Origin of the sequence: Streptomyces sp. NPDC101178 (assembly GCF_044767965.1) — a bacterium.
Classification (GTDB): Bacteria; Actinomycetota; Actinomycetes; order Streptomycetales; family Streptomycetaceae; genus Streptomyces.
Genome location: NZ_JBIWOZ010000007.1, coordinates 118,643 through 142,460, shown reverse-complemented (window position 1 = coordinate 142,460; position 23,818 = coordinate 118,643). Strand labels below are relative to the sequence as shown.

At 71.9% G+C, this 23,818-nt stretch carries 21 protein-coding genes; 9 read left to right on the top strand and 12 right to left on the bottom strand.

Translation table 11 applies throughout. The features are described 5' to 3' along the window. Window positions 1-13 precede the first annotated feature (13 nt). From ACIRR8_RS21090 to ACIRR8_RS21075, 4 genes are all read right to left on the bottom strand, one after another. Window positions 14-1,567, bottom strand: coding sequence for a peptidoglycan-binding protein (locus tag ACIRR8_RS21090; protein ID WP_404066896.1), 1,554 nt, complete (start codon window positions 1,565-1,567; stop codon window positions 14-16). Window positions 1,568-1,828: 261 nt separating this feature from the next. Then, window positions 1,829-2,560, bottom strand: a complete 732-nt coding sequence (locus ACIRR8_RS21085; RefSeq protein WP_404066894.1) for a nitroreductase family protein — start codon at window positions 2,558-2,560, stop codon at window positions 1,829-1,831. Window positions 2,561-2,613: 53 nt separating this feature from the next. Continuing rightward, on the bottom strand, window positions 2,614-3,276 hold the full coding sequence (locus ACIRR8_RS21080) for a GPP34 family phosphoprotein (protein WP_404066891.1): 663 nt from the start codon (window positions 3,274-3,276) through the stop codon (window positions 2,614-2,616). A gap of 114 nt (window positions 3,277-3,390) precedes the next feature. Beyond that, entirely contained in the window at window positions 3,391-3,825 is a 435-nt protein-coding gene (locus tag ACIRR8_RS21075) for a nitroreductase family deazaflavin-dependent oxidoreductase (protein ID WP_404066888.1), read from the bottom strand. A 239-nt stretch (window positions 3,826-4,064) separates the two neighbouring features. On the opposite strand from ACIRR8_RS21075, the gene ACIRR8_RS21070 reads away from it, so the two are divergent. Genes ACIRR8_RS21070 through ACIRR8_RS21060 form a run of 3 tightly spaced genes read left to right on the top strand, consistent with a single transcriptional unit; the run spans window position 4,065 to window position 6,496 of the window. After that, the gene (locus tag ACIRR8_RS21070) at window positions 4,065-4,298 is read left to right on the top strand and encodes an acyl carrier protein (RefSeq protein WP_093686543.1); all 234 of its coding nucleotides are present in this window, start codon (window positions 4,065-4,067) and stop codon (window positions 4,296-4,298) included. Then, window positions 4,295-5,569: a beta-ketoacyl-[acyl-carrier-protein] synthase family protein gene (locus ACIRR8_RS21065; RefSeq protein WP_404066884.1), complete on the top strand. Its 1,275-nt coding sequence runs from the start codon at window positions 4,295-4,297 to the stop codon at window positions 5,567-5,569. Before ACIRR8_RS21070 ends, ACIRR8_RS21065 begins: the two co-directional genes overlap by 4 nt. Before the next feature lie 24 nt (window positions 5,570-5,593). Beyond that, a complete protein-coding gene (locus ACIRR8_RS21060) occupies window positions 5,594-6,496 on the top strand; it encodes an alpha/beta fold hydrolase (protein ID WP_404066881.1) in 903 nt (300 codons plus the stop codon). A 64-nt stretch (window positions 6,497-6,560) separates the two neighbouring features. Here ACIRR8_RS21060 and ACIRR8_RS21055 read toward each other — a convergent pair whose 3' ends face one another. From ACIRR8_RS21055 to ACIRR8_RS21045, 3 genes are all read right to left on the bottom strand, one after another. Next, window positions 6,561-8,969 (bottom strand): endonuclease/exonuclease/phosphatase family protein, encoded by a 2,409-nt coding sequence (locus ACIRR8_RS21055; protein ID WP_404066878.1) that lies wholly within the window; start codon window positions 8,967-8,969, stop codon window positions 6,561-6,563. A gap of 191 nt (window positions 8,970-9,160) precedes the next feature. Further along, window positions 9,161-10,258, bottom strand: a complete 1,098-nt coding sequence (locus ACIRR8_RS21050; RefSeq protein WP_404066875.1) for a glycoside hydrolase family 5 protein — start codon at window positions 10,256-10,258, stop codon at window positions 9,161-9,163. 160 nt (window positions 10,259-10,418) lie between these two features. Beyond that, complete coding sequence (locus tag ACIRR8_RS21045) at window positions 10,419-10,814, bottom strand: VOC family protein (RefSeq protein ID WP_404066873.1); 396 nt, start codon at window positions 10,812-10,814, stop codon at window positions 10,419-10,421. A gap of 161 nt (window positions 10,815-10,975) precedes the next feature. On the opposite strand from ACIRR8_RS21045, the gene ACIRR8_RS21040 reads away from it, so the two are divergent. Together ACIRR8_RS21040 and ACIRR8_RS21035 are read left to right on the top strand one after the other, a co-directional pair. After that, window positions 10,976-12,475 (top strand): MFS transporter, encoded by a 1,500-nt coding sequence (locus tag ACIRR8_RS21040; RefSeq protein WP_404066870.1) that lies wholly within the window; start codon window positions 10,976-10,978, stop codon window positions 12,473-12,475. Then, complete coding sequence (locus ACIRR8_RS21035) at window positions 12,472-13,521, top strand: glutathione S-transferase family protein (RefSeq protein ID WP_404066867.1); 1,050 nt, start codon at window positions 12,472-12,474, stop codon at window positions 13,519-13,521. Before ACIRR8_RS21040 ends, ACIRR8_RS21035 begins: the two co-directional genes overlap by 4 nt. 12 nt (window positions 13,522-13,533) lie before the next feature. On the opposite strand, the gene ACIRR8_RS21030 is transcribed toward ACIRR8_RS21035, so the two are convergent. After that, window positions 13,534-14,415 carry a DMT family transporter gene (locus ACIRR8_RS21030; protein WP_404066865.1) on the bottom strand — a complete coding sequence of 294 codons (882 nt, stop codon included), beginning with the start codon at window positions 14,413-14,415 and terminating at the stop codon, window positions 13,534-13,536. Between the two features lie 130 nt (window positions 14,416-14,545). Here ACIRR8_RS21030 and ACIRR8_RS21025 point away from each other — a divergent pair, with 130 nt between their 5' ends. Then, window positions 14,546-15,697 carry a winged helix DNA-binding domain-containing protein gene (locus tag ACIRR8_RS21025; RefSeq protein ID WP_404066862.1) on the top strand — a complete coding sequence of 384 codons (1,152 nt, stop codon included), beginning with the start codon at window positions 14,546-14,548 and terminating at the stop codon, window positions 15,695-15,697. A gap of 44 nt (window positions 15,698-15,741) precedes the next feature. Here ACIRR8_RS21025 and ACIRR8_RS21020 read toward each other — a convergent pair whose 3' ends face one another. Then, window positions 15,742-16,587, bottom strand: coding sequence for a response regulator transcription factor (locus ACIRR8_RS21020; protein WP_404067572.1), 846 nt, complete (start codon window positions 16,585-16,587; stop codon window positions 15,742-15,744). Window positions 16,588-16,730: 143 nt separating this feature from the next. Between ACIRR8_RS21020 and ACIRR8_RS21015 the strand changes: the two genes are divergently transcribed. Both ACIRR8_RS21015 and ACIRR8_RS21010 read left to right on the top strand, forming a co-directional pair. Then, window positions 16,731-18,407 carry an AMP-binding protein gene (locus ACIRR8_RS21015; protein ID WP_404066859.1) on the top strand — a complete coding sequence of 559 codons (1,677 nt, stop codon included), beginning with the start codon at window positions 16,731-16,733 and terminating at the stop codon, window positions 18,405-18,407. Further along, window positions 18,404-20,014, top strand: coding sequence for an AMP-binding protein (locus ACIRR8_RS21010; RefSeq protein WP_404066857.1), 1,611 nt, complete (start codon window positions 18,404-18,406; stop codon window positions 20,012-20,014). The genes ACIRR8_RS21015 and ACIRR8_RS21010 overlap by 4 nt, the downstream gene beginning before the upstream one ends. Window positions 20,015-20,050: 36 nt before the next feature. Here ACIRR8_RS21010 and ACIRR8_RS21005 read toward each other — a convergent pair whose 3' ends face one another. The 3 genes from ACIRR8_RS21005 to ACIRR8_RS20995 all read right to left on the bottom strand — a co-directional run bounded on the left by ACIRR8_RS21005 (window position 20,051) and on the right by ACIRR8_RS20995 (window position 21,688). Continuing rightward, the gene (locus ACIRR8_RS21005) at window positions 20,051-20,248 is read right to left on the bottom strand and encodes a hypothetical protein (protein ID WP_404066855.1); all 198 of its coding nucleotides are present in this window, start codon (window positions 20,246-20,248) and stop codon (window positions 20,051-20,053) included. 9 nt (window positions 20,249-20,257) lie between these two features. Further along, complete coding sequence (locus ACIRR8_RS21000; RefSeq protein ID WP_404066852.1) at window positions 20,258-20,863, bottom strand: GNAT family N-acetyltransferase; 606 nt, start codon at window positions 20,861-20,863, stop codon at window positions 20,258-20,260. Window positions 20,864-20,977: 114 nt separating this feature from the next. Then, window positions 20,978-21,688, bottom strand: a complete 711-nt coding sequence (locus ACIRR8_RS20995; RefSeq protein WP_404066850.1) for a hypothetical protein — start codon at window positions 21,686-21,688, stop codon at window positions 20,978-20,980. 262 nt (window positions 21,689-21,950) lie between these two features. Here ACIRR8_RS20995 and gcl point away from each other — a divergent pair, with 262 nt between their 5' ends. After that, window positions 21,951-23,735, top strand: a complete 1,785-nt coding sequence (gcl, locus tag ACIRR8_RS20990) for a glyoxylate carboligase (RefSeq protein ID WP_404066847.1) — start codon at window positions 21,951-21,953, stop codon at window positions 23,733-23,735. Window positions 23,736-23,818 lie beyond the last annotated feature (83 nt).

Genomic DNA, 23,818 nt, shown 5'->3' with positions numbered 1-23,818 from the left:
TAGGCGATGCGGCTCAGCGCCCCGCCTGCAGCGCCCCCCACGTCGCCGGGCCGACCTTGCCGTCGACGCTCAGGCCGCGGCTGGACTGGTAGGTGCGGACCGCGCTCTCCGTCGTCGGGCCGAAGCTGCCGTCGACGCCCACCGTGGTGCCGAGCGCCGCCGTCAGCGAGCGCTGGAGGCGCTTCACCGCGTCGCCGGAGCCGCCCCGGGCGAGAGCGGGGGTGGTGCCGGCGGAGAGCAGAGCCGTCCAGGTCTTCGGGCCCACCGCGCCGTCGGCGGTGAGGGAGCGGGCGCGCTGGAACGCCTGGGTGGCGCTCTTGGTGGCGGGGCCGAACAGGCCGTCCGCCGAGCCCGCCGCGTACCCCTGGGCGTTGAGCAGCTGCTGGACCGCCTTCACCTGCGGGCCGGAGGAGCCCGACTGCTGGACCGCGTACGAGGGGAAGGTCAGGCTGTCGCCGGGGGTGCCGGGAGCGCCGCCGACCAGCTGCATGTAGTGGTTCCAGTCCCAGTTGGGCCCGGGGTCCGTGTGGGTGGCCCCCGGCGCCTCGCTGTGGCCGATGATGTGCGACCGGTCCTTGGGGATGCTGTACCGCGCGGCGAGGTGCTTGGTGAGTGCGGCGGAGGAGCGGTACATCGCCTCCGTGTACCAGGCCGGGTTGTCGACGTATCCCTCGTGCTCGATGCCCACGGACGAGGAGTTGACGCTGCCGGCGTGCCAGGCGGTGTCCTTCTCCCGGACCGACTGGGTGACCTCGCCGTCGGAGGAGCGGATCGTGTAGTGCGCGCTGACCTTCGAGGCGGGGTTCTGGTACCAGCTGATGGAGCCGGCGTACGAGCCCTGCGTCGTGTGGATGATCACTTTGTCGACGGTCGCTTTGCGGCCGACGACGAAGTTCCCGGAGTACGCGGGGACCCAGAGGCCCGACGGGTAGTCGGGGCTCTGCGCGTAGACCCCGGCGGCGGCGACCTCGTCCTTGTCCGGGGCGACCGGGCGGGAGGGGACCCGGATCTTCTCGCCGCCGGGCGCCGTCGCGGTCAGGCCCTGGGCGAGGAAGGTGAAGACGGTGTCCGCGTAGAGCGCCGCGGCCGGGCCCTCCGCCTCGCTGTACCGGGCGACCGCCGGGTACCAGGCGTTCACGTCACGCCGCTCCGCGCGGTCCAGGCCGAGGCGGTCGGCGTGGTCGCGCAGGACGGCGGCACCGCCGAGGATGTTGGCCGCGGTGTCCCGGCGCAGCCGGTCGGCCGGTTCGCCGGTCAGCGCGGCGGCCTTGTCCAGGGACCGGTTCTCCGGGTTGCTGGCCAGGTGCATCACGCCGTAGCCGTTCGCCTGGCTCGGCTGTCCCGCGTGGCCGTCGAGGCGGCTCTCGCCGTAACCGACGGCGGCCAGCAGATCGCGCGGCACGCCGTACTCCTGCGCCGCCCGGTCGAAGGCGCGGTTCAGCGGGTCGGCGGCCGGTGCGGGGGCGGCGGTCGCGGGCGCGCCGGTGGCGACCAGGGCCGTGACGGTGACGGCCGCGAGGACGGACGCGCGGGCCCGGGCGCGGGCCACGACGGGGCTTCTGGGCATGGGTGCTCCTGCTCTGTGGGGAATCTGTGGGGAAATCCGCGGGAGGAGAAGAGAGAAGCCCCCGGCCCGGGTGAAGGACGCAAGGGGCTGCGAGCGCACCCAGGCTAGCGAGGTGAGAAGGGCATGACAATGGCGGCCGAACCGCGGTGTGTCGCACAACTGGCTTGTAAGAAAAGGTAGTTGACGGTCAATTAGGGCCTGTCGGGTGACGAGGGGAATCATCCGACAGGGGAGACGATGGGCCGATCGGCCCCGCCCTCGCTACCAGCGGTTCCGGTGGATGACGTCCGCCACCGGGCGGCGCCGGACCGGTCCGAAGTTGCCCTGAGGCCACCCCACCGGAACGGCGGCGAACGTCGCCATGTCCTCCGGGATGCCCAGCTCCTGCTTCCACTCCTGCTCCAGGAACAGGTGCCAGATGGTGATGTTCGCCGCGAGGCCGAGGCCCCGTGCCGCGAGCAGCAGGTTCTGGACGCCCGGGTAGACGCAGGAACCTTCCGCCAGAGCCTGGAACCGCGTCTGAGAGGCCATCATCCGCTCGCTCGCCTCCGGGCCGAGCGCCTGCGCGGAGGCGATCAGGCCCTCCTCGTCGAGCCGCGGCGCCGGGAAGCGGTAGCACGGCACGATCAGCGCGGGCGTGTCGGCGAAGTGGTCGCGCTGGTACTCGATCGCCGCGACCATCCGCCCGTACGCCGCCTCGTCCATGCCCTTCGGCGCGTACTTCCCGGTCGTCGCCAGGTACGAGTCCACGCACCGCTTCCAGAGCGGTGCGAGCCGGGCCATCACCTCGCGGTCGGTCACCACGACGTACTCGTAACACTGCATGTTGCCGCCGCTGGGTCCCCAGACGGCGGCCTGTATGAGCTGATCGATCGTCTCGTCCGGTACGGCGTCCGGCTTGAGGCGGCGCATGGCGCGCATGGTGGACATGGTGTCGAAGAGAGCGGGGCCGCCGAGGGCGGACGGGTCGGCCTGAACCGTTTCGATGGTCATGATCGCGGAGTCTAGGCAGAACTCCCCGTTCACGGCAGGGGGGTGTCCGTCTGTCAGGGGCCGCGCCAGAGGTTGGCGAAGGCCGTGTTCTCGATCATGCGCCGCTGGCGTACCGCTTCCAGCTCCATCACCGCGTCGTGCACGGCCGTCACCACCGCCGTCACCGCGTCGTCGTCGAAACCGGGTTCGTCGGCGCCGGCCTCGGCGTCGGGCCGTCCTGCCTCGCCCTCCGGCCGTCCGGCTGCGCCGTCGGACCGTCCGCCCTCGACGCCCACCACCGAGGCCAGGGCCGTCAGGACGGGCTCCCCCTGCTCCCAGCGCCCGGCCGCCGCGCGGCGGGCCGGGGTGTCGGCCGGCTCCACGCGCTCCGAGCCGAAGGACAGCCGGCCGCTCCGCTTACGGGTCAGCTCACCGTCCTCCTCCAGCGCGGCCTGATAGGCGGCGGAGAGGTCCCGGCCCCGACGCCACAGCCAGTCCTCGATCCGCTCATGGGGCGGCTGCCGGGTCAGGAGCGCCGAGGCCTCGGCCAGGAGCCGGTCCTGGTACGTGGACGGCTCGCCGGGCACGATGACGTCGTCGTCCACGGTGATGGCACCCGCGTCGATCAGATCGACCAGCTCGGCCCCCGCGAGGGCGAGCGACAGATCGCCCTGCCCCACGGAATGCTCCGGCCTCGGATCCATGGCGATGATGAACAGGTCTTTCGCCGTGGTCATGAACGGCTCCTCTCGGAACGTCGTAACAGGAAGGTCGTACAAGGAAGGTCGTACGGGGAGGTCGCACAAGGAAGGTCGTACAGGAGACGTCTTCGCCCGGGCCGCCGAGCCCGGTCAGCGCCTCGTCAGCCGGACCACCGGGATGTCCCGCGCGGTGCCCGCCTGGTACTGCGCATAGCGCGGGAACAGCTCCACCAGGCCCGGCCAGACCCGGGCCTTCTCCTCGGCCGGGAGCGTCGCCGCGACGGCCGCGAAGCGCTCGGTCCCGACCCGGAGCCGGACCTCGGGGTTCGCCTGAAGGTTCAGGTACCAGAGCGGCGGGCGGTCCGAGCCGCCGTTGGAGGCCACGATCAGGTAGTCCTCGCCGTCCCGCCCGTACATCAGCACCGTCCGCAGGAGAACCCCGCTGCGCCGCCCCACGTAGTCCAGCAGCAGACAGGGGACGCCGAGCTGGGTCGTGCCCTTCGTGCCGCCGGACGACTCGTACAGCTCGGCCTGCCGGGCCACCCAGCCGGTGGGGCTGACCTCGGCCTCCGCTTGCTCCGCCATGTGCCTTTCCTTCCGCTCGTACGGTCCGTCCGTCCATCCTGCACCCCCGCCCGGCCGTACCGGCGGATTCGTACACCTGGACAGGGCTCCCACCGCACGGGGGAACGGGGGCCGGGAACCCCTCGGTGAAGGCGTATAAAGGGTCCTTCCGGAGCAGCCGGCGTCCTCCGATGGCCCCTCCCCACCTCGTCCCCAAACGCGCGGCCGGCGTCACCGCGTCACTGAGCCCAGGAGCGCCAATGACCACCTCGGAAGAGATCAGTGCCCTGCTGGTGGCGAAGTTCGGAACCGACCCCGAGGCCCTGCGGCCCGACGTTCCGCTCCACCGGCTGCGGCTGGACTCCCTCGCCCTGGAGGAGCTGCGGCTGCTCATCGAGGACCGGCTGGACGTCGACCTGGAGGACGTCGCGCTCACCTCGCGCGACACCCTCGGCCGGCTGATCGAGGTCGTCCACGTGAAGGCGACCGCGTGAGCGCCCCGGCGACCCCCGCGACCGGGCCCTACCGCCGCCCGCCGCTCGCACCGTTCGCCGCCGCCGTCACCGGGGTCGGCCTGGTCACCGCCGCCGGTACCGGGGTGGACGCCACCTGGCGCGGCGTCACCGAGCGGCTCACGCCCTCCGTCGGTCCGCGGCCCGAACTCGACGGCCTGCCCTGCGACTTCTTCTACTCCGTCACCGACTGCGACCCGCGCGAGCTGCTCGGCGTGGCCGCCCAGCGGCTGATGGACCGCTTCGCCCAGCTCGCCGTCATCGCGGCCCGCGAGGCGATCGCGGACGCCGGGCTCGACCCGTCGGTCTGGGACAGCGGGCGGGTCGGTATCGTCATCGGCTCGGCCCACGGCGGGCTCGCCTTCTACGACGAGCAGCACGCCGTCCTCGCCGAGCGCGGCGCCCGCCGGGTATCGCCGAAGCTCGCGCCCCTCAGCGTCGTCAACGGCGCGGCCAGCAGCGTCAGTCTGGACCTCGGCGTGCAGGGCCCCAGTCAGGCCGTCTCGACCGCCTGCTCCTCCGGCACCGTCGCCATCGGCACCGCGCACCAGATGCTCCGCTCCGGCGCCTGCGACATCGTCATCGCGGGCGGCGCCGAATCCACCTGCACCCGGCTGCTGATCGCCAGCGCGTGCAGCCTCAAGGCCGTCTCCACCCGCCGCGAGGACCCCACGGCCGCCTGCCGCCCCTTCGACACCCACCGCGACGGCTTCGTCGTCGGCGAGGGCGCGGGTCTCCTCGTCCTGGAACACCCCGACCACGCCCGCGCCCGCGGCGCCACCGTCCGCGCCCACGTCAGCGGTTACGGAGCCTCCAGCGACGCCCACTCCGCCGTCGCCCCGGACCCCGAAGGGCTCGGCATCGAACGCGCCCTGCGCACCGCCCTCGCCGACGCCGGGCTCTCCCCGGCCGACGTCGGACACGTCAACGCGCACGGCACCTCCACGCTCTCCAACGACCTCATCGAGGCGGCCATGCTCCGCCGCGTCCTCGGCGAGAGCCCGCTGGTCACCTCCACCAAGGCGATGACCGGCCACACCCTCGGCGCGGCCGGCGGCATCGAGGCCGCGCTGACCGTCCTCGCCCTCCAGCACCAACTGGTCCCGCCCACGGTCAACCTGGACGCTCCCGACCCGCAGATCCCGATGGAGGTCGTCGCCAAGGAGGCCCGCGCCGCCTCTTTCGGCTGCGCGGTCAAGACCTCGCTCGGATTCGGCGGCCACAACGCGGCGCTCGTCTTCACCAGGGCCTGACCGGAAGGGAGTTGGGCGACCACCATGCCCGAGGAGATCATCCGTACGCTCTCCGTGGACGGAGTGCGATACGGCTATCGCGTCCTGCGTCACGACCGCGGCGGCGGCACCGCCCCCGTCACCGAACCGGCTCTCGTCCTCGGCGGCGCCCTCCAGGGCATGTACGGCTGGCCGCAGATGGACGACCACCTCGGCCCGGCCACCGACGTGGTCACCGCCGACCTGCCCGGCATGGGCTCCGCCGATCCGCTCCCGCCCGGCCCCAGCGCCGACATCCTGCGCCGCGCGGTCCTGGCGATCGCCGACGACCTCGGCGCTCCCCGCCTGAACCTCTTCGGCTTCTCCTACGGCACCGCCATCGCCTTCGGCTTCGCGCAACGGCACCCCGAGCGGGTCGCCCGGCTCGCTCTCGGCGGCGTACCGGTCCACATCGACGAGGCCCAGGTGGAGTGCTGGGAGCGGGCGCGGGAGCTGCTGGCGGACGGTGACCGGGACGGCTTCGCGGCGCTGGCCGCCGATGCGTTGATGTGTCTCGATCCCGAACGGGCCGTACATCGTAGGGAATTGGCCCGCCGCTATGTACGCCGCTCGTTCCTGCACGCGCTGACCCACTCGCCGCACGCGGCGGACTCGCTCTACCGGGCGCTGGCGGACCGGCCGGACTTCTCCGGCGGGCTGAGCGGCGTGCCGGCGCTGGTCTTCGCGGGAGAGCACGACACGGTGACCTCGCCCGCGCGGCAAAGGGAGTTCGCGGCGACGATCGAGGGCAGCCGGTTCCTGACGGTGCCGGAGTCCGACCACTGGGTGGTCCTGGAACGGGCCTTCGAGGTGGCGGAGTTGGTGGCACGGTTCTTCACCGAGCAGAGGGCAGCCGCCGGCTCGGTCGTGCTGCCCCGGCAGGCGGGTGCCCCGGTGGGACGGAGCTGAGAGCCGGTCCCACCGGGTGCGCCGGTGAGTCGGGCCTGGTGGCCCGTCCCGCCGGCGCCCGGCCTCAGAACCAGAAGCCGTCGACCTTCACCCGGACCACCTGCGGGTCGTGGTCGCTCGCCTGGTCGGCGAACTCCGCGTTGATGTGCACCACGTCGTAGTCGAAGCGCCGGATGCCCGGGCTCGTCAGGATGTGGTCCAGCGTCTGCGAGTTCCCGTCGAAGACATAGCTGTACCGCTCGGAGGCGGGCAGCGTCGTGATCAGCGGCTTGAGCACCTTGCCCTTGGTCAGCGCCGAGAACGTCGGCGAGAACTCGAAGTCGTTGAAGTCCCCGAGCGCCACCACCCGCGCCGACCTGTCCGCCTTCAACAGCGAGGTGACGAAGGCGTTCACCTCGGCTGCCTGCTGGATCCGCTTCGTCTCCGACGATCGGTTCGGCTCCTGGTAGCGGCCGTGCAGCGGCTGGTCACCGCCCTTGGAACCGAAGTGGTTGCCGATGACGAAGACCGGCTTGCCGCGGAAGGTGAACTCGCCCACCAGCGGCTTGCGGCTGGCCTCCCACGCCGGGCTCGCCGGGTTGATCCGGCCGGGTGACACGGAGAGCTGCGCGCCCTTCCAGGTCTTCACCGCCGTCACCGCAGTGGTGGCGTCGCCGCCGGGCCGGTCGGCGAAGGAGACCCGCTGGGCGTTGTAGAGGAAGACGTTGCGGATGTTGCCGCCGGGCTCGCCGCCGTCCTTGTTGTTCTCCGGCGCGATGTAGCGCCAGGCGTAGCGCGGGCCGCCCTTCGCGACGATCGCGTCGGTGAACCGCTTCAGCGTCGCCTCGGAGCCCACCGTCCCGTCGTTGACCGGCCCGTTGTCGTCCTGGATCTCCTCCAGCGAGACGATGTCGGGGGAGGAGAGGTTCTTCGCGATGCCCTCGGCCAGCGTGTCGAACTTGGCCTGCGGGTCGAGCGCGTCCAGGTTCTCCACGTTGTACGTCGCGACCGCCAGCTCGTCCTTCTTCTGCTTGCGCGTCACCTCGCGCCGCAGCTTCTTGTCGACGTGCGTGCCCAGTTCGGTGGCCTGGAGGTTGTATCCGCCGTAGGAGGCGTAGTCGAGCACGCCGGTGGTGCGGCCCGTGATCACGTCACCGACGTTCGCCGTGGGGACCGGCTGCGCCGGGTCGAGCGACATCACCTTGAGGCGGCCGGTGTTCTGGTCCGTGTACGACGCGTAGCGCGTGCCGCCGCGCCGGGTCGGGTTCTCCTTCGGCTTGACCGTCACCCAGATCTCGTCGTACGCCGTCGTCGCCCCGGTCACCCGGGTGTCGGCGATCTGGACCCGGACGCCCTCCAGCGACTCGTACAGGTCCAAGGCGTACCGCTTCGGCTCCAGCGGCAGTGCGTCGATGGCGCCGCCGCCCGCCGAAGGCACGTAACGGCCGGGCACCGAACGGGAGTCGAGGACCACCGGCGCGGGCAGCGCGTTGCCGGAGGAGAGCACGGTGGTGCGCGGAGCGGTGATCTGGGTGATCGACTGGGTGGCGGTGCCCGGATAGTACTCGGCGACCTTGCCGCTCACCAGGACCGCGTCGCCGACCTTGACGGCCGGTGCGGCGGAGCCGGTGTAGACGAACAGTCCCTCGCTGGTGCGCGGGTCGTCGTCGGGCGCGGTGTCCTGGATCCAGAAGCCGCGCGAGCCCGTGGCCCGTACGCCGGTGACGGTGCCCGGCACACCGGTGACCGCCGTGCCGTCGAGCGGGGAGACACGGGTGGTGCCCTGGATGTCGTGGATCCGTACGGTGCCGGGCTCGGTCGGGCCGGGCTCCTCCGGCTCCTGGCCGCCGCCGGACGTCTCGCCCGCCGTGTTGACGGGCGTCGGGGCGCCGGCGGAGAAGTCGGCCGCGTTGTCGTCGGTGTCGGCGAGCGAGGCGGCCCGGTGGACGGAGGCGGTGGCCGAGGCGGTGGGCGCCGGGCCGCTGCCCTCCCGGACGACGGCGGAGCCGTAGCCGACCAGGTCCACGATGCGGGGCTCGGCCGCGCAGTCCGCCGCCGACTTGCAGGTGAGCGGTGTGGTGCCGGAGACCAGGGCGACGGTGCCGCTCCCGGCGGCCATGGCGATGGTGCCGGTGGCGTCCGGGGTGGGCAGGGCGACGGTGCCGCCGGTGCCCGCCGCCTGGGCGACGAGGTAGCGGCCGCCGGGGGCGATCGCGCCGGTGAGCGCGGAGACCTGCCACTGCGAACCGGCCGACGGGGCGCCCGGCAGGTACTGCACGCTGAGGCCACCGACTTCGAACGGCGTGGTGCCGGCGTTCGCCAGCTCGACGAAGTCCCGGGTCAGCGTCGCGCCGGAGTTGCCTCCGCCGCCGTACACCTCGGAGATCACCGCCGTGGTGGACGGGGCCGCCTGGGCGGCGGGCAGGGCGGTCACCGCGAGCGCGACGGCGACGGTGCCCGTCAGCAGGACGGAACCGGATCTGGATATCTGCACGGAGGTGCCCCCAACGTAGGTCTGAGGGCCAAAAGCTATGCGCGTAGATGGGACATGACAAGGCGTTGGAGGTTAATTCCCCGCATCGTGTGGATGAGCGCCCGGTGCGGCGCGGTGGGGGAGTGCACCGCACCGGACGCGGTACGGAGGGGCCGCCCCGCCCTATCGACGGTGGGCGGGGCGGGCCCGGCTCACTGGCGGATGCGCTCGCGGATCCAGACCCCGGCCTCCTTCAGGACCCCGGTCCCGGTCCAGGTGGAGCCGTTGCAGGTGCCGGTCTTGAAGACGGCACCGGAGCGGTGGTCGTCGGAGTAGTTCCAGTTGGTCCAGGAGATCTTCTTGCGCTTCATCAGGTCGAGGTAGCGCTGCGACATCGTGAAGTCGTTGGCGCCCTCGCCCGCGTAGTTCTGCGTCCCGAACTCCGTGACGAAGACCGGCAGTCGGTCGGATGCCCGGTCCAGCGTGGCGAGGTACGCCTCGCGGTGCGAGGCCGCGTAGAAGTGGAAGGTGTACATGATGTTGGAGGCGCGGACCGGGTTGTTGACGACCTCCGACTCGTTCGAGCCCTCCGACACCCCGAACGAGGACCAGGCGCGCGTCCCGACCAGCACCACCGCGTCCGGGTCCTGCGCCCGGATCACCGGGATGATCTGCTCGGAGTAGGACTTGATGGCCGACCAGCTCACCCCGGAGGGCTCGTTGGCGATCTCGTAGAGCACGCCCGGGTGGTCCTTGTACTTCTTCGCCATCGCGGTGAAGAAGGTCTTGGCCCGTGCGAGGTTGGCGTTCGGGTCGCCCGGCGTGAGCATGTGCCAGTCGATGACCGCGTACATGCCGCGCGCGTGCGCCGCGTCGATGAACTTCTGCGCCCGCGCGGTGAATCCGGCCGGGTCGGTCTCGTACCCGCCCTCCTGTACGTAGGTGGAGACGCGTAGCACGTCGGCGCGCCAGTCGGTGGCCAGCGCGTTGAGCGACCCGTCGGTCACGCACTGGGCGTACCACTGGGTGCCGTGGGTGCTCATGCCGTTGAGGGCGATGGCCTGGCCCGAGGCGTTGCAGAGCTGCAGGCCGCAGACGCGGAGCTGGCCGTTGGCCGCGAGCGGGGTGGCGGCGTTGGCGGCGATGGGGGCGTTGGGGGCGGCGGGAGCGGGTGCGGCCCCGGCGCGGACGGGGGCCAGGAGTGCGGTGACCACGCCGAGCGCGGAGGCGGCGAGCAGGGCCTTGCGGGTGAACCGGTGCCGGCCGGTCGTGGGAGAGGGCTCGGCGGGGGGAGTGGTGCGCTGGTACATGGTGGTGCTCCCTTCGGATGGGGGTGGGAGACGCCATGGCGGCAGCACTGAAAGTAAAGCTTCCTTCCAATTGCCGTCAACAGTGTTGGGAAACTTTCCTGTCTATTGCCGAACGCGAGTGAAGGGGCCCGGAAGAGCCCCTGTGCCTCCCCGCTGTTGCTCAGTCCTGCGGCAGCGGATACACCGCCAGTGAGAACGAGTGGCCCGCCGGATCCCCGTACACCCGGACATCGCGCGGACCGCTGTTGCTGTCACCGGTGTCGACGGGCCTCGCCCCGAGCGATATCGCCTCGCGCTCGGCCTCGTCGATGTCGTCGCGGCCCACCAGGATCCGCAGGTGGGCCTGTTGCGAGTCCTCCGGGCGGGGCCAGCTCGGCGGTGCGTAGCCGTGGTCCCGGCGGATCGCCAGCCGGACGCCGTCGTTGCCGGCGATCTCCACGAAGTCGGGGTCGGAGCCGATCCGTATCTCCGCGTCGAGCAGACCGGCGTAGAACTCGGCCAGCTCCATCGGTTCGGCACAGTCAAGGACGAGGACGCTCGTCTTCTCCACAGTCATGCGGGAACAGGTACCCCCGGCCGTCCCGGACACGCCGTGCCCCGGACGTCCGGATGAGGAAACACCCGGCCCGGCCCTGGGAGGTGTCTGACGATTCGGCGCGGATCAGCGGGCGTCGCCCGCCCGCGCCGAATCGTCAGACGCCCCCTAAAGTGCGAACCATGGCAGAGAGCGCGGCGCGACCCGGCCCGGAGGGACGCGACGCCGCCTCCGACGGCCCCGACCCCCGGCGCTGGAAGGCGCTGGCGGTCTGTCTGGTGGCGGGCTTCATGACCCTGCTGGACGTCTCCATCGTCAACGTGGCCCTCCCGTCCATCCGGGAGGGCCTGAGCACACCCGAGTCCGACCTCCAATGGGTGGTCTCCGGCTACGCGCTCGCCTTCGGCCTCTTCCTGATCCCGTCCGGCCGTCTCGGCGACGCGCGCGGCCGCCGGGCCGTCTTCATGGCGGGCCTCGCCCTCTTCACCCTGGCCTCCGCCGCCTGCGGAGCCGCCCAGTCCAGTCTGTGGCTGGTCATCGCCCGACTGGTCCAGGGCATCGCGGGCGGTCTGATCTCGCCGCAGATCTCCGCGCTGATCCAGCAGATGTTCGCCGGGCGCGAGCGCGGCCGCGCCTTCGGCATGTTCGGCACGGTCGTCGGCATCTCCACCGCCGTGGGCCCGCTGCTCGGCGGTCTCCTCATCCAGGCGGCGGGCCCGGAGCACGGCTGGCGCTGGGTCTTCTACGTCAACCTCCCGCTCGGTGCGGTCTGCCTCCTGCTCGCCCACCGCCTCCTCCCCGACACGCCCTCCGCCGGCCGGGTCCGGCCGCGCGATCTGGACCCGTTCGGCGTCCTGCTCCTCGGTGCCGGTGTGCTGGCCCTGCTGCTGCCGTTCGTCCAGGCCCAGCAGTGGCCCGGCAACGGCAAGTGGCTGCTGGTCGTGCTCGCCGCCGCGCTGCTCGGCGCCTTCGTCGCCTGGGAGGCACGGTGCACGGGCGGGCCCACCCATCCGGTCCTGGACCTCTCGCTGTTCCGGCTGCGCTCCTACTGGCTCGGATGCCTGCTGATCCTGCTCTACTTCGCCGGGTTCACCTCGATCTTCTTCGTCACCACCCTCTACCTCCAGTCGGGACTGAACTACACCGCGCTCCAGGCCGGACTCGCCATCACGCCCTTCGCCCTCGGCTCCGGGGCCGCCGCGTCGATCGGCGGCCGGCTCGTCGGACGGTTCGGCCGCCCGCTGGTGGTGGCCGGACTCACGATGGTCGCCGTCGGCCTCGCCGGCACCGCGCTCGCCGTCCACTGGGTCCCGGGCAGCGGGGCCGGCTGGGCGATGGCCGGGCCACTGCTCGTGGCCGGGCTCGGCAGCGGTCTGGTGATCGCGCCGAACCAGACGCTGACCCTCGCCGAGGTCCCCGTACACCGGGCCGGAAGCGCCGGCGGCACGCTCCAGACCGGGCAGCGGGTCGGCTCTGCGGTCGGGATCGCGGCCGTCGGCGCGGTGTTCTTCGCCCAGGTCGGGACGGAGGGCTGGGCGGACGCGTACGACCACGGGCTGATCGTCTCCGTCGCCTTCGTGCTGGCCGCGCTGATCGTGGCGCTGGCCGATGTCGGAGCCGGCCGGCGGGGCAGACGACGGGAACGCAAGGAATCCACCGACCCATCGAGGAGCACGGCATGAGCGACACCGGTGAGCGGACCACGACGGACAGCGCCGGGAGCGACGGCAACACCTCCTACGGCCACAAGCCGTTCAAGCGATCCCGCAGCCACTTCGCCGACCGCATCACCGCCGACGGCCGCGACGGCTGGCCCGTCGAGCCGGGCCGCTACCGGCTAGTCGTCAGCCGGGCCTGCCCCTGGGCCAGCCGCGCCCTGGTCTCCCGCCGCCTGCTCGGCCTGGAGGACGCGCTCTCCCTCGCCGTCACCGACCCCCTCCAGGACGACCGCAGCTGGCGCTTCACGCTCGACCCGGACGGCAAGGACCCGGTGCTCTCCATCCGCTACCTGAGCGAGGCGTACGACGCCCGGGAACACGACTACCCCGGCGGCGTCAGTGTGCCCGCGATCGTCGACGTACCGAGCGGACAGCTCGTCACCAACGACTACCAGCGGATCACCCTGGACCTCGCCACCGAGTGGACCGCCCTGCACCGCCCCGGCGCCCCCGACCTCTACCCGGAGCCGCTGCGCGCGGAGATCGACGAGGTGATGGAGGGCATCTACCAGGACATCAACAACGGCGTCTACAAGGCCGGTTTCGCCAGCACCCAGGAGGACTACGCGCACGCCTACAAGGCACTCTTCGCCCGCCTCGACCAGGTCTCCGCCCGCCTCACCGACCGCCGCTACCTGGTCGGCGACACCATCACCGAGGCCGACATCCGCCTCTTCACCACCCTGGTCCGCTTCGACGCGGTCTACCACGGCCACTTCAAGTGCAACCGTACGAAGATCACCGAGGACCCCGTCCTGTGGGCGTACGTCCGCGACCTCTACCAGACTCCCGGGTTCGGCGACACGGTCGACTTCGACCACATCAAGCGCCACTACTACCAGGTGCACACGGGTATCAACCCGACCGGCATCGTCCCGCTCGGCCCCGACCTCTCCGGCTGGACCACCCCGCACCACCGCGAACAGCTCGGCGGCCGCCCCTTCGGCGACGGCACCCCGCCGGGACCCGTACGGGAGGACGAGCGGGTCACGCCGCTCGACCAGGCCTGACCTGCGGCTCTCTCAGCTGACCCGGGGCGGGGGCGGCTGCGCTGCGAGCGTGTCGGTGGCCAGGGAGGAGCGGGCCAGCGCCACGCACCCCGCCGCGATCAGCCCCAGCCCGGCCACCTCGGGCAGCAGCCACCAGCCGGTGCGCAGCTCCTCCTCGAAGAGCGTCACGCCGTACAGGATGCTGATCAGCGCGTCCCCGAGCGTCAGCATCGGCTGCACCGCCACCAAGGTCCCCGCGTGCAGCGCGTTCTGGAGCAGGAAGAGGGCCCCGACCCCGGCGGCCGCCGTCGCGTACAGCTGCCAGGACGTCAGCAGCGCGACGGCCCCGCCGTCCGGGCCCAGACGCGCCATCGCGTCCTTCATCAGCGCCGCCGTCAGCGCGTAGCCGCAGGCGGCGGCGAGCCCGAGCAGCGCCGCCCGGGCGTTGCCGCGCACCCGCAGCGCGGTGACGATCAGCGCCGCCTCGAACGCCCCGGTCAGCAACAGCGTCGGGACCCAGTCCGCACCCCGCACGGAGTCGGTACCGTCGACCGGCGCGGCCGACCCGAGCCCGATCGCCAGGCCGACGGTCACCGCGGCGACGCCGTACCAGACCGTACGCGGCGCCCGGACCCGCATCATCCAGCCGGCCAGCAGCAGCGTCGTGGGCAGCTCGATGACGAAGATCGGCTGCACCACCGAGATCGGCCCGGTCGCCAGCGCCACCGCCTGGCAGACGGCGGCCACGATCACCAGGACGATCCCGGCCAGCCACACCCGCTGGCGCACCAGCCGGCCGATCAGGGAGAGGCGCATCGCCTCGCTGTCGGGCACCCTCATCGCCGCCCGGCGCTGGAGCACGGAGGCCGAACCGTTGCTCAGGGCGGTCAGGACGGCGAAGAGGACACTGATCACCGGTTCATCATGGGGCGGGCGGGGGAGGAGCGCGCGGGGCGGAGGGCCGGTGGGCGTAACGCCGTACCGCTCCCCGCACGTCGGAGCTTGCGGACCGTGGGTGTCCGCATGCGCCGCTACCGTACGGACCATGGCTGCGAAGAAGCACCCCGCACGGACCATGGCCGTCACTGAGCACCCCGCCGTCCTCTCCACCCGGGCGCTGAACCGGGCGACCCTGGAGCGCCAGCTCCTGCTGCGCCGGTCCACGATGTCCGCGAAGGACGCGGTGGCCCATCTCGTCGGGCTCCAGGCGCAGAACACCAAGCCGCCGTACTTCCAGCTCCACGCACGGCTGGCGGAGTTCGACCCGCGCGAGCTGTCCGCCCTGATGGAGTCCCGAGAGGTGGTCCGGATCGTCACCCTCCGCTCCACGCTCCACACCCATACGGGGGATGACGCCCTGACCCTGCGACCGCTGGTGCAGGCGGCGCGCGACCGCGAGCTGAAGGTGTTCCGGCACGGCCTGGCCGGGGTGGACCTGGCGCGGCTCGCCGCGGTGAGCAGGGAGTTGGTCGAGGAGCGCCCCCGACCGGTCAAGGAACTGCGCGAAGAGCTGCTGGCCCGCTGGCCGGAGGCCGACCCGCTCGCGCTCACGGTGGCCGCCCGGTGCCTGCTGCCGCTGGTCCAGGTCACCCCGCGCGGGCTGTGGGAGCGGAGCGGGCAGGTCGCCCTGACGACGGCGGAGCACTGGCTCGGCAGGCCCTCGGAGCCGGTCCCGGCACCGGACGCCACCGTCCTGCGCTATCTGAACGCCTTCGGCCCCGCCTCGGTCAAGGACATGCAGCGATGGGCGGGGCTGACCCGGCTGCGGGAGGTCTTCGACCGGCTGCGGCCCCGGCTCCGCACCTTCCGCGACGAGAACGGCACCGAGCTCTTCGACCTCCCCGACGCCCCGCGCCCCGACCCGGACACCCCGGCCCCGCCGCGCTTCCTGCCCGAGTTCGACAACGTGCTCCTCGGCCACGACGACCGCGCGCGGGTGATCGCCGAGGTGAACAAGGGCCGCAACGGGGTGGGCAACCAGGCGTACGGGACCGTCCTGGTCGACGGGTTCTTCGAGGCGATCTGGCGGGTCGAGAGGGACGGGGACGCGGCGATCCTGACCGTGCAGCCGCTACGGACCCTGCGGCGGGACGAGCGGGACGGGATCACCGAGGAGGCGGTGGGGATGCTGTCGGTGATGACGGACGCGACCTCGTACGACGTACGGTTCGGCACGTTCCTGGACTTCGGGGAGTGACGGCCTGCACGTTCCTGGACTTGGGGGAGTGACGGCGTGCGGTTCTACGGCAGCAGCCCCGCCCGGCGCGCCGCCACCACCGCCTCCAGCCGGGTGTGGGCTCCCAGCTTGCGCATCGCCGAACGCAGATAGCCCTTCACCGTCTCGGGCCGCAGGCCCAGTTGGCGGGCGGCCGCCGCGTTCGTCGCGCCCGCCGCCACGCAGGCCACGACATCCACCTCGCGCGGCGCGAGCCGTACCTCCGGGGAAGCCGCCGGGACCCGCGCCCCGGACGCGGAGGCGAGACGTCCGCAGACGGTCAGCAGCTCCTCGCGGAGCGCCGGGTCGGCCACCCGTGGCGCCAGCGCGCGCAGCTCCCGATGGGCCTCGCGCACGTCCTCCCAGGCGCCCGGGGCCGTACCGGGGCCGTCCACCTGCTCCCGGGTCAGAGCCAGCAGGCTCCGCACCTCGTCCCGGACCGCGAGGGCCTGCTCCACGTCCCGGGCCGCCGCGACCGCCGCGTCGAACGTCCGGTCGCCGAGGCTCACCGGCGTACGCAGCGCCCCGTACAGCACGCCCCGCACCGCCCGCCGTACGACGACGGGCACCGCCACCACCGAGCGCAGCCCCTCCGCCGCCACCGCCGTGTCGTACTCGTGGCTGATGTGGCGCGAGGCGGGATAGTCCGTCACCGCGCAGGGCCGGGCCAGCGCGATGGCCTTGCCGCCGAGGCCGCTCCCGGCCGCGATGACGAGCCCGCGCAACGCGCTGGTCTGCGCCCCGTTCAGCTCGGCGATCCGCGCATGGCGGGCATCGGACAGCGGACCGCCGAAGACCACCGGCAGCCCGCTCGTCCGGCGCAGCCCGGCCAGCGCCGTCTGCATCTCGACCGCATCGACCGGTTCCGGCACTCCGACGCCTTCCCGCCAGGTCCGCGCCTCGCTCGCCGGAGGGAGGGCGCCACCCCCGTCCGGGGGTGGTGAGACCTGAGTCACTGTTTGCATGATGTTAATCGACCGGTCCGGTCCGGTCCGATCCGCGATGAGGAGGGCACATGCCGGCAACGAGTGCGACGGAGACGTTCCGGGCCGCCCGGGACTTCCTGCTGGCCCACCGCGAGGACTACGAGCGGGCGTACGCGGGATTCCGCTGGCCCCGGACCGACCACTTCAACTGGGCGCTCGACTGGTTCGACGTCATCGCCGAGGACAACGAGCGCACCGCCCTGCACATCGTGGAGGAGGACGGCGGGCGCACCGAGGTCTCCTTCGCCGCGATGTCCGAGCGCTCCGACCGGGCCGCCAACTGGCTGAAGGCGCGAGGCGTCCGCGAAGGTGACCGCATCCTCGTGATGCTCGGCAACCAGGTGGAGCTGTGGGAGACCGCGCTCGCCGCGATGAAGCTGCGCGCCGTGGTCATCCCCGCCACCCCGCTGCTCGGCCCCGCCGACCTGCGCGACCGGGTGGAGCGCGGGCGGGTGCGCCATGTGCTGGTGCGGGACGCGGACACCGCCAAGTTCGACGAGGTTCCTGGGGAGTTCACCCGCATCGCGGTGGGGGAGGAGGTGGCGGGCTGGCTGTCGTACGCCGAAGTGGCGCACGCCCCGGGCGACTTCACGCCGGACCGGCCGACGGAGGCCGACGAGCCGCTGATGCTGTACTTCACCTCCGGCACGACCGCCCGGCCGAAACTGGTCGAGCACACCCATGTGTCCTACCCTGTGGGCCACTTGGCGACCATGTACTGGATCGGGCTGCGGCCGGGCGACGTCCACCTCAACATCTCCTCGCCCGGCTGGGCCAAGCACGCCTGGTCCAACCTCTTCGCCCCGTGGACCGCCGAGGCCACCGTCTTCATCTTCAACTACACCCGCTTCGACGCCTCCCGCCTCATGGCCGAGATGGACCGCTCGGCCGTCACCAGCTTCTGCGCTCCGCCCACGGTCTGGCGGATGCTCATCCAGGCGGACCTGTCGCAGCTGAAGGTCCCGCCGCGCGAGGTAGTCGCGGCGGGCGAGCCGCTGAACCCGGAGGTCATCGAGACGGTCCGGCGCGAATGGGGTGTCACGATCCGGGACGGGTTCGGCCAGACGGAGACCGCCGTCCAGGTCGCCAACACGCCCGGCCAGCTCCTCAAAACCGGCTCCATGGGCCGCCCGAGCCCCGGCTTCACCGTGGAGCTGCTCGACCCGGTCACCGGCCGCCCCGGCGTGAGCGAGGGCGAGATCGCGCTCGACCTCTCCGGCCACCCGGTCGGCCTGATGACCGGCTACCACGGCGATCCGGAGCGTACCGCGGAGGCGATGGCCGGCGGCTACTACCGCACGGGCGACATCGGGTCGCGTGACGAGGACGGCTACCTGACGTACGTGGGCCGGAGCGACGACGTATTCAAGTCCTCGGACTACAAGATCTCGCCCTTCGAGCTGGAAAGCGCCCTCCTGGAGCACGAGGCGGTCGCCGAGGCCGCCGTCGTGCCCGCTCCCGATCCGCTGCGGCTCTCGGTCCCGAAGGCCTACGTCGTCCTGGCGGAGGGCTGGGAGCCGGGGCCGGAGACCGCGAAGGCCCTCTTCGCGCACTCGCGGGCGGTCCTCGCTCCGTACAAACGGCTCCGCAGGCTGGAGTTCGCGGAGCTGCCCAAGACCGTCTCCGGCAAGATCCGCCGCATCGAACTGCGCGAGCGCACCGCCCAAGGCACCGGCACCGAGTACGACGAGGGGAATCTCACGTGAGCGGCAGCCTGTCCTACGCACACGGCACCGGCACCACCGCGCTGCTCGGTGACACCATCGGCCGCAACCTGGACCGGACGATCGCCGCCCATGGGGAGCGTGAGGCGCTGGTCGACGTGGTCTCCGGCCGCCGCTGGACGTACGCGGAGTTCGGCGCCGACGTCGACGAACTGGCCCGCGCCCTGATGGCGTCCGGCGTGGAGAAAGGCGACCGGGTCGGCATCTGGGCGGTCAACTGTCCCGAGTGGGTGCTGCTCCAGTACGCCACCGCCCGCATCGGTGCCGTCATGGTCACCATCAACCCTGCTTACCGGGCACACGAGTTGGAGTTCGTCCTGAACCAGGCGGGCATCTCGCTGCTCGTCGCCTCCCTCGCCCACCGCACCAGCGACTACCGCGCCCTCGTCGGCCAGGTCCGCGCCAACTGCCCGTCCCTGCGCGCCGTCCACTACATCGGTGACCCGTCCTGGACCGAGCTGACCGCCACCGCCACAGCCGTCACCTCCGACCGACTGGCTTCCCGCGAGGCCGAACTCTCCTGCGACGACCCCATCAACATCCAGTACACCTCGGGCACCACCGGCTTCCCCAAGGGCGCCACGCTCTCCCACCACAACATCCTCAACAACGGTCACTCCGTCGGGGAGTCGATCGCCTACACGGAAGCCGACCGGATCTGTCTGCCGGTGCCCTTCTACCACTGCTTCGGCATGGTGATGGGCAACCTCGCCGCCACCTCGCACGGTGCCTGCATGGTGATCCCGGGCCCGTCCTTCGAGCCCGCCGCCGTGCTGGCCGCCGTCCAGCAGGAGCGGTGCACCTCGCTCTACGGCGTCCCGACCATGTTCATCGCCGAACTGAACCTGCCGGACTTCGCCTCGTACGACCTCTCCTCGCTCCGCACCGGGATCATGGCGGGATCGCCGTGTCCGGTCGAGGTGATGAAACGGGTGGTCGCCGAGATGCACATGGACGAGGTGTCCATCTGTTACGGCATGACGGAGACCTCTCCCGTCTCCACCCAGACCCGCCGTGACGACGACCTGGAGCGCCGCACCGGCACGGTGGGCCGCGTGCTGCCGCACATTGAGGTCAAGGTCGTCGACCCGGCGACCGGCGTGACCCTGCCACGCGGCAGCGCGGGCGAACTCCGCACCCGGGGCTACAGCGTGATGCTCGGCTACTGGGACCAGCCCGACCGCACCGCCGAAGTGATCGACGCCGGCCGCTGGATGCACACCGGGGACCTCGCGGTGATGCGCGAGGACGGATACGTCCAGGTCGTCGGCCGGATCAAGGACATGATCATCCGGGGCGGCGAGAACGTGTATCCGAGGGAGATCGAGGAGTTCCTGCACGGCCATCCGAAGATCGCGGACGTCCAGGTGGTCGGCGTGCCGGACGCGCGGTACGGGGAGGAGATCCTGGCCTGCGTCATCCCCCGCGACCCGGCCGACCCGCCGGTCCTGGAGGAGATCACCGCGTACTGCCGGGAGCGGCTGGCCCACTACAAGATCCCGCGCAGGCTGCGGGTGCTGGACTCCTTCCCGATGACGGTGAGCGGGAAGGTCCGCAAGATCGAGCTGCGCGAGACGTACGCCGACTGAGGTCCGGACACACCCAGGGCCGAGTGGTGCGGCCGGTCAGGCGGCTTCGATGATGTCGGAGCCGCCCGACCGGGTCGCCGTCGCCCACTCGATGAGCAGCACCTCGTACGTCGCGGACTCGTGGGCCGACCAGTCCTGGCCCGCACGGGAGTCGACGAGCGCACGGATGGCCTCGTTCGCCTGGGCGGCGGACGCGACGGCGGGCTGCACGGTATGACGTGGAGTTAAATCCATGCCCTCAGCTTACGGGGCACCACTGACAGCGACCGACGGCGAGGCCGCCGCCGACGGCGGCACCGGTGCCGGTGCGGGCACCTGAGGCCGTGCGGGCAGCAGGTCGCGTCGCATGCAGACCCGTGGCCAGCGGTCCAGACCGTGCTGCGCCTCCTCGCCGCGGATCGTCCGCAGCCCGTCGGTGAGTTCGCTCTCACGCAGTACCCGGAAGCCGATGCGCGTGTAGTACGGGGCGTTCCACGGCACATCGCTGAAGGTGGTCAGGGTGAGCGCGGTGAGGCCCTGTCCGGGCGCGAGTGCGGCGAGCCGGTCGATCAGCGTGCGGCCGATGCCCCGGCGGGCGGCGGCCGGGTCCACCGAGATCTGCTCGATGTGCAGGGCCCCGTCGACGGGGTCGGCGATCACATAGCCGATGGGCCGGTCACCGGAGGCGGAGAGGGGATCGGTGGCCACCCAGCACCGTCCGGCCTGCCGGTAGCTCTCCAGCAGGTCGAGCGGGGGCGGATCGTCGTCGGCCACGGAGTGCATGCCGAGGGTGCGGAAGGGTTCCCCTGCGGCGCGCTCGATGTCCTGGAGAAGGCGGAGATCGGAGCGTCTGGCGGAGCGGATACGCATGTACTCAGTGTGCCGCGCCGGGCCGGGCACCGGTACGGGGTGGCCCGAAAACACCCCTCGGAAGCATCGTCCGAAAACGGGCCCTTGGGCCTGGCGGCAGTTTGACGACAGGCCCTAGGCCCCCGTGCTCACCAACTCGTCCGCCGGGCTGTTCACCGGCTGCGGCGCCCCCGTGAGGTCCATGACGAAGAGCGGAAGGCCGACGCCGTCCGCCCGGGCCCGCGCCTCGGCCGTGTATCCCGCCAGCGAGAAGAACACCCCGGCCGCCGACGCGCCCAGGGCGTTCAGCCAGAGGCACTCCACCGCCCGCAGCTCCACCGGGCGGGTCGTGGCGTCGACCTGCGCCACCAGCCCGGTGGCCCGCAGATCGATGCCGCCCGACGAGCGCGCCCGCTCCCTGGCCACCTCGCGGTAGCCGAGCCAGGCCAGATACAAGGCGGCCGCGCTCACCGCGTCATGGCCGGTACGGATCGTCCGCGGCCGGAACGAGGGGCGCGGGTGCGCGGCGGTGCGCGGCAGCGGGATGTGCGCCGGAACGAGGGGCTCGGCCGGTGGCTCCGGCTCGTCCACCGGGCGCACCGGTATGCGCAGCAGTGCCCCGCACGGGCAGCAGAGCTCCGGCTGCGGCCACTGGTCGCGCCGTTGGCAGGCGGTGCAGCGGACGGTGACCCAGTCCTCGTCCCAGGTGCGCCGGGTGACCTGGACCGCCGGGGCGCCGGAGAGCAGCGGCGGGGCGGTGGGCGCGCCGCACGGGCACGGGTAGGCCGGTGCGACATAGGCGTGGTCCAGGCCGCAGACCGGACACCGTACCGGCACGGATTTCACGATCGCCTCCCTCCGGCACGCCGCGCGGACCGCGACCGCGCTCCGTGCCTCCCTCGTCACCCCATCGTCCACCAGGAGCGAGGTTCTGGGGAGGGAATCGGCGTACTCATCACCGGTGGGCCGCCGCGTCCGCTCTTGACGGCGACCGCGCCGCGTTTTAGATTGCTTCCGTATAGCAGAACTGAATTTCCGCAATACGGAATTGGTGCTCTCAGGTGGCGCGACAGAGCCCGACTCCACCAATCCCGAGCAGGAGCACTCAATGCCTCGTATGACCGCTGCCCGTGCGGCAGTTGAGATCCTCAAGCGCGAAGGCGTCAGCAACGCGTTCGGTGTGCCGGGTGCGGCGATCAACCCCTTCTACGCGGCCCTCAAGGCCTCCGGCGGGGTGCAGCACACGCTGGCCCGGCACGTCGAGGGCGCCTCCCACATGGCGGAGGGCTACACCCGGGCCAAGGCCGGCAACATCGGCGTCTGCATCGGTACGTCGGGCCCGGCGGGCACCGACATGATCACCGGTCTGTACTCCGCCATCGCCGACTCCATCCCGATCCTCTGCATCACCGGCCAGGCCCCGACGGCCGTCCTGCACAAGGAGGACTTCCAGGCCGTCGACATCGCCTCGATCGCCAAGCCGGTCACCAAGGCGGCGACCACCGTCCTGGAGGCCGCGCAGGTCCCCGGCGTCTTCCAGCAGGCCTTCCACCTGATGCGCACCGGCCGGCCGGGACCGGTCCTCATCGACCTGCCGATCGACGTCCAGCTCACCGAGATCGAGTTCGACCCCGAGCTGTACGAGCCCCTCCCGGTGCACAAGCCCGCCGCCTCCCGCAAGCAGATCGAGCGGGCCGTGGAGCTGCTGAACGCCTCGGAGCGCCCGCTGCTCGTCGCGGGCGGCGGCATCATCAACGCCGACGCCTCCGAACTGCTCGTGGAGTTCGCCGAGCTGACCGGCGTCCCCGTCGTCCCGACCCTGATGGGCTGGGGCATCCTCCCCGACGACCACGAGCTGAACGCCGGCATGGTCGGCCTCCAGACCTCGCACCGCTACGGCAACGCGAACTTCCTGGAGTCGGACTTCGTCCTCGGCATCGGCAACCGCTGGGCCAACCGCCACACCGGCAAGCTCGACGTCTACACCCAGGGCCGCACCTTCGTCCACGTCGACATCGAGCCCACCCAGCTCGGGAAGATCTTCGCCCCCGACCTCGGCATCGCCTCCGACGCCAAGGCCGCGCTGGAGCTCTTCGTCGAGGTGGCGCGCGAGCTGAAGGCCGCCGGCAAGCTCACGGACCGCTCGGCCTGGGCCGCCTCCACGCAGGAGCGCAAGGCGACCCTTCAGCGCAGGACCCACTTCGACAACGTGCCGCTCAAGCCGCAGCGCGTCTACGAGGAGATGAACCGGGCGTTCGGCCCCGAGACCCGGTACGTCACCACCATCGGCCTCTCCCAGATCGCCGGCGCGCAGATGCTCCACGTCTACAAGCCGCGCCACTGGATCAACTGCGGCCAGGCGGGCCCGCTCGGCTGGACCATCCCGGCCGCGCTCGGCGTCGCCACCGCCGACCCGGAGGGCACGGTCGTCGCCCTCTCCGGCGACTACGACTTCCAGTTCATGCTGGAGGAGCTGGCCGTCGGCGCGCAGCACCGCATCCCGTACGTCCACGTCCTGGTGAACAACTCCTACCTGGGCCTCATCCGCCAGGCGCAGCGCAACTTCGACATCGACTTCCAGGTCAACCTGGAGTTCGAGAACCTCAACTCCCCGGAGCTGGGCGTCTACGGCGTCGACCACGTCAAGGTTGTCGAGGGCCTCGGCTGCAAGGCCATCCGGGTCACCGAGCCGGACCAGCTGCTGCCCGCCTTCGAGCAGGCGAAGAAGCTCGCCGCCGAGTTCCGCGTCCCGGTCGTCGTCGAGGCGATCCTGGAGCGGGTCACCAACATCGCGATGAGCGGCACCGACATCGCCTCGGTCAACGAGTTCGAGGACATCGCCACGGACCCGTCCCACGCACCCACGGCGATCCGCCCGCTGACGGTGTCCTGACCACCCGTCACCCCGAAATGAGGCCCCCGCGCCGGACTCCTCTCCGGCGCGGGGGCCTCGCCGGCCCGGTGGGCGACACCGGC